Raw genomic sequence first — 786 nt, forward strand, 5'->3', positions numbered from 1 at the left:
TCCATAAAGGCATCGACGCTAAATAGGCACTCGCAATAACCAAGTCGATTTCCATAGACAAACCATCGAGTGGCATAGGACGCTCTCCTGTTACATAAAATCCTGCAAAGCCTTGTGCAAAACTACATGGAAGCTGTTTCTCTCGTACATAGGTAAACAATACGCTAGAAGWCTTSATGGMTKSGAAATAAGCCCTGATATGCTCGACCAAACTACACTTCCAATGGGGCATATCTCACGGATGGATATTTATGATGGCTATGAAGCCTCCATTTATGGTGCAAATATAGTCGTAGCGTTCAAATCAAGAGATGGTTCTCAACCTGTAGCCACAACTTCATTTTCAGAAAAGAATAAACAAAATAAGTTTACTGTGCAAGGTTATACAAAGTCCGCGGAAATAAGGTAAATAGGCATAATCTTTTCTTTTATTCGTAAAAACAAACAGGCACAAAGCATCAGCTATAAAACCACCAATACCTTGTGCCTGTCCTCTCTTTGACTAATTATTATTTACAATAAGTCTCCAACGCTGTCTTCGCATCAGGATAACCCAAGCGATTTGCTTGTTTGAGATTCATACAACTTGCGTCAGAGTTTCCCAATTTTTGGTAGGCTAAGCCCAAGCCATAATAAGCTTTTGCAAATTGAGCATCAATTTTTACAGCTTCTGTAAAATCCTTAATGGCATCTTCTAATTCAGCACTTTGAAATTTGATGTTCCCTCTGTTATACAAAGCATTGGTATCTTTAGGGTCTATTTCAAGTGCCTTATCAAAGTCATGA

General features: G+C 38.5%; 2 protein-coding genes. One reads left to right on the forward strand and one right to left on the reverse strand.

Annotated elements, in window-relative coordinates:
• Positions 1-199: 199 nt before the first annotated feature.
• Positions 200-409, forward strand: coding sequence for a hypothetical protein (locus tag BWI92_RS26360; protein ID WP_141234947.1), 210 nt, complete (start codon positions 200-202; stop codon positions 407-409).
• A gap of 100 nt (positions 410-509) precedes the next feature.
• On the opposite strand, the gene BWI92_RS26365 is transcribed toward BWI92_RS26360, so the two are convergent.
• Positions 510-786: tetratricopeptide repeat protein (locus tag BWI92_RS26365; RefSeq protein WP_141234948.1), on the reverse strand; the 277-nt coding region annotated here is incomplete at its 5' end.

The sequence above is a fragment of the Flectobacillus sp. BAB-3569 genome (assembly GCF_002270355.1).
Lineage (GTDB): Bacteria > Bacteroidota > Bacteroidia > Cytophagales > Spirosomataceae > Flectobacillus > Flectobacillus roseus.

Bases quoted from the DNA above. Each gene is read 5' to 3' on its own strand.
- BWI92_RS26360 (WP_141234947.1), top strand. From the start codon at position 200: ATGCTCGACCAAACTACACTTCCAATGGGGCATATCTCACGGATGGAT.